Genomic DNA, 4,291 nt, shown 5'->3' on the forward strand with positions numbered 1-4,291 from the left:
GTGGCGATCGTCGTCAACCAGACGCCGTTCTATGCCGAGTCCGGCGGCCAGATGGGCGACACCGGCGTCATCTCCGGCGAGGGGTTCTCGATCGAGGTTTCGGATACGCAGAAGAAGGCCGACGGGCTGTTCGTGCATATCGGCAAGGTGGCCAGCGGCACCGTCAAGACGGGCGCGGCTGTCGAGCTGAAGGTCGATCATGCAAGGCGCTCGAGGCTGCGCGCCAACCATTCCGCGACGCATCTGATCCATGAGGCGCTGCGCGAAGTGCTGGGCAGCCATGTCGCACAGAAGGGCTCGCTGGTCGCGCCCGAGCGCCTGCGCTTTGACATCTCGCACAACAAGCCGATTTCGGCCGAAGACCTCGAAGAGGTCGAGCGCATGGCCAACGAGATCGTCGTCCAGAACGGCCCGGTGACCACGCGCCTGATGTCGGTCGACGATGCCATCGCCGAGGGCGCCATGGCGCTGTTTGGCGAAAAGTACGGCGACGAAGTGCGCGTCGTGTCGATGGGCACCGGCCTGCACGGCGCCAAGGCGAACCGGCCCTATTCGGTCGAGCTCTGCGGTGGCACCCATGTCCGGGCGACCGGCGATATCGGCCTCGTGCGTGTCGTATCGGACAGCGCGGTCGCCGCCGGCGTGCGCCGCATCGAGGCATTGACGGGCGAAGCCGCGCGCAAACATCTCGACGAGCAGGACAGGCGTTTGAAGGCGACGGCAGCCGTGTTGAAGATTTCGCCGGCCGATGTACCGGCGCGCGTCGAGACGCTGCTCGAAGAGCGCAAGAAGCTCGAAAAGGAACGGACCGAAGCGCGCAAGAAGCTGGCATTGGGCGGCGGATCGTCTGCCGATGCTCCAGCCGCCAATGAGACGGTGGCCGGTGTCGGCTTTCTCGGCAAGACGGTCTCAGGTGTCTCACCGAAGGACCTGAAGCCGCTGGCCGATGCCGGCAAGACGTCGCTCGGCTCCGGCGTCGTCGTCTTCGTCGGCTCCGGTGAGGACAACAAGGCCAGCGTCGTCGTCGCCGTCACCGACGACCTCGTCGGCCGCTTCAGCGCCGTCGACCTTGTCCGAGTGGCCTCGGCGGCGCTCGGCGGGCAGGGCGGCGGCGGGCGGCCCGACATGGCCCAGGCTGGCGGCCCCGACGCTTCCAAGGCCGATGATGCGATTGCTGCGGTAAGGGCGGCACTCGAAGCGGCGTAGGCGAGTGGACTGAATTTAAAGCAACGGTTGGAGGGACAGCGGACGTCTCTTATCAGCCGATTTTTTCAGTCTGCACGAAGCTCGGCCGAGCCGCAATGCGCGCATACCAGTCCCGGATATCAGGGAACTCGGCCAGCAGATTTTGCCCCTCGGCGACCTTGACGAAATAGCCGATGATCGGTGCGGCATGCAGGTCGGCCAGCGTCAGCTGGTCGCCCAGCAGCCACGGTCCCGGCGCTTTCAGCGCGGACAGCGTCCGAAGCGCTTTGCTCGCCTGAGCAAGGCCGCCGGCGATCAACGCCTCATCCGGCTGAGCCTTCTCCAGCCGCTCGACGGCAACATCCCAGACCATCGATCTGTAGGCATAGGCATCGAGCATGCCGATGATCTGGTTCATGGTTGCGCGGCCACGAGGCTCCGTCGCTTGCAGCGCTGGCCCGTCGAACGCCTCGTCAACATATCTGGCAATCGCGCTCGTCTCGAACAGCCGGAATCCGTCATGCTCGAAGGCCGGGATGCGGCCGAACGGATGATGTTCGAAATACCAGGCGGGAATCCCGTCGGCGGCAAAGACATCGACTGGCACAAGCTCGTAGTCGATGCCTTTTTCCTCAAGCACGAGGCGGACGATGCGCACATAGACGCTATAGTCCGCCCCGTAGACGATGGGCTTGCCCATCTTGCTTACTTATCAGGCCATCGCCTTCTGCAGGTTCTCGTCGATCTTGTCGAGGAAACCGGTGGTCGACAGCCAAGGCTGGTCGGGGCCGATCAGCAGCGACAGGTCCTTGGTCATGAAGCCGGACTCGACCGTCTGGATGCAGACTTTTTCCAGCGTCTCGGCAAAGCGCTTCAACTCGGCATTGTCGTCGAGCTTGGCGCGATGGGTGAGGCCACGCGTCCAGGCGAAGATCGAGGCGATCGAATTGGTCGAGGTTTCCTCGCCCTTCTGATGCTGGCGGTAGTGGCGGGTGACGGTGCCGTGCGCGGCTTCCGCTTCCACGGTCTTGCCGTCCGGCGTCATCAGCACCGAGGTCATCAGGCCGAGTGAGCCGAAACCTTGCGCGACCGTGTCGGACTGCACGTCACCATCATAGTTCTTGCAGGCCCAGACATAGCCGCCCGACCATTTCAGGGCGGAGGCCACCATGTCGTCGATCAGGCGGTGCTCGTACCACAGCTTCTTCGACTTGAACTCGGCCTCGAATTCAGCCTCGTAGACCTCCTGGAAGATATCCTTGAAGCGGCCGTCATAGGCCTTGAGGATGGTGTTCTTGGTCGACAGATAGACCGGGTAGTTGCGCAGCAGGCCGTAGTTCAGCGAGGCGCGGGCGAACTCGCGGATGGACTCGTCGAGATTGTACATGGCCATGGCGACACCGGCGCCGGGCGCGTCGTATACATCGTGCTCGATCACCTGGCCGTCCTCGCCGACGAACTTGATGGTCAGCTTGCCCTTGCCGGGGAAGCGGAAATCGGTGGCGCGGTACTGGTCGCCGAAAGCATGACGGCCGACGATGATCGGCTTGGTCCAGCCGGGCACCAGGCGCGGCACGTTCTTCATGATGATCGGCTCGCGGAAGATGGTGCCGCCGAGGATGTTGCGGATGGTGCCGTTCGGCGACTTCCACATCTTCTTCAGCTTGAACTCCTCGACGCGCTGCTCGTCAGGCGTGATCGTCGCGCATTTCACGCCGACGCCGTATTTCTTGATGGCGTTGGCCGAATCGATGGTCACCTGGTCGTTGGTGGCGTCGCGATGCTCGATGCCGAGGTCGTAATATTCCAGCTTGAGGTCGAGATAAGGGTGGATCAGCTTGTCCTTGATGAACTGCCAGATGATGCGGGTCATCTCGTCGCCGTCGAGTTCGACGACCGGGTTCGCCACCTTGATCTTCGCCATGGAAAGAATGCCTCGTTGCTGGGATGTGGGACGGCCTTGCCCGCGTGGCGTTGGGCCGGGAGATGTCGCCCGTATATCAAAGCGCTTTTGGCCACGCAAACGGCGATCGGTCACGAATTGGAGGCCAGAGCCGTCGTCATTTGCGAATGCTTCATTTTCCCGGCCGAATATGGCAGGGGACGCTGAAATGCCGCAAACAGCAGTTCATTGACAATCATGCCCGTCACCAAAGATCCTGATAGCATTGCAGTCGCCGGCCCGGCGATCATCCTCGTCGAGCCTCAGCTTGGCGAGAACATCGGCATGGTCGCGCGCGCCATGGCCAATTTCGGTCTGTCGGAGCTGCGCCTCGTCAATCCGCGTGACGGTTGGCCGAGCGAGAAGGCACGTGCGGCGGCGAGCCGCGCCGATCATGTCATCGACGCCGTCACCGTCTTTGACGATCTGGCCTCGGCGCTCGCCGACCTGAACTTCGTCTTCGCCACCACGGCCAGGCAGCGCGACGGCTTCAAATCCGTGCGCGGGCCGGTGGAGGCGGGCAGGATGCTTCGGACCCGTCACGCAATGGGCCAGCGCACCGGCATCCTGTTCGGCCGCGAGCGCTTCGGCCTCTACAATGACGAGGTCGGCCTTGCCGACGAGATCGTCACGTTCCCGGTCGATCCCGATTTCTCGTCGCTCAACATCGCCCAGGCCGCGCTTCTGATGTCCTACGAATGGATGAAGTCCGGCCTGGAAGACGAGACCAAGACCAATTTTTCCGGCCCGGACATGAAGCCGGCAAGCAAGGAGGAATTGCACGGCCTGTTCGCCTATCTCGAAGGCGCACTGGAAGCGCGCGGCTATTTCCGGCCGGCACCGAAGAAGCCGAAAATGATCGACAATCTGCGTGCGGTGCTGACGCGCGCCGGTTTTGCCGAACCGGAGCTGAAGGTGCTGCGCGGCATCATCTCGTCGCTCGACAGGTTTTCGCCGGCGATGCCGCGCGGCGACGGGTCCCCTGGCGATGATCCACGACGCTTGCCCGCGGCCGCCGCGCGGGCCCGCAAGGCGGAAGCGGCGCGCCTTGCCGGCGCCGGCAAGGACGATGACATACCGCCGCTTGGCGGAAAAGGAACCGACAATGACTGAGCGGCCGATCCTGATGTTCGATTCGGGCATCGGCGGGCTCACCGTACTGCG

Annotated in this window: 4 protein-coding genes; 2 read left to right on the top strand and 2 right to left on the bottom strand. The window is 63.5% G+C overall.

The features are described from left to right. Positions 1 to 1,206, top strand: a 1,206-nt coding sequence (locus EN991_RS25315) for a DHHA1 domain-containing protein (protein ID WP_245461075.1), incomplete at its 5' end; no start/stop codon positions are given. A gap of 52 nt (positions 1,207 to 1,258) precedes the next feature. Here the strand turns inward: EN991_RS25315 and EN991_RS25320 are convergent. Continuing rightward, positions 1,259 to 1,885: a glutathione S-transferase family protein gene (locus EN991_RS25320; RefSeq protein ID WP_024504566.1), complete on the bottom strand. Its 627-nt coding sequence runs from the start codon at positions 1,883 to 1,885 to the stop codon at positions 1,259 to 1,261. Positions 1,886 to 1,897: 12 nt separating this feature from the next. Beyond that, a complete protein-coding gene (locus EN991_RS25325; RefSeq protein ID WP_013532148.1) occupies positions 1,898 to 3,109 on the bottom strand; it encodes an NADP-dependent isocitrate dehydrogenase in 1,212 nt (403 codons plus the stop codon). Positions 3,110 to 3,325: 216 nt separating this feature from the next. Here EN991_RS25325 and EN991_RS25330 point away from each other — a divergent pair, with 216 nt between their 5' ends. After that, positions 3,326 to 4,240 (top strand): RNA methyltransferase, encoded by a 915-nt coding sequence (locus tag EN991_RS25330; protein WP_024504565.1) that lies wholly within the window; start codon positions 3,326 to 3,328, stop codon positions 4,238 to 4,240. Positions 4,241 to 4,291 lie beyond the last annotated feature (51 nt).

It is taken from the genome of Mesorhizobium sp. M7A.F.Ca.US.005.03.2.1, assembly GCF_003997795.1.
Classification (GTDB): domain Bacteria; phylum Pseudomonadota; class Alphaproteobacteria; order Rhizobiales; family Rhizobiaceae; genus Mesorhizobium; species Mesorhizobium ciceri.

Bases quoted from the DNA above. Each gene is read 5' to 3' on its own strand.
- EN991_RS25325 (WP_013532148.1), bottom strand. From the start codon at position 3,109: ATGGCGAAGATCAAGGTGGCGAACCCGGTCGTCGAACTCGACGGCGAC.
- EN991_RS25320 (WP_024504566.1), bottom strand. From the start codon at position 1,885: ATGGGCAAGCCCATCGTCTACGGGGCGGACTATAGCGTCTATGTGCGC.
- EN991_RS25330 (WP_024504565.1), top strand. From the start codon at position 3,326: ATGCCCGTCACCAAAGATCCTGATAGCATTGCAGTCGCCGGCCCGGCG.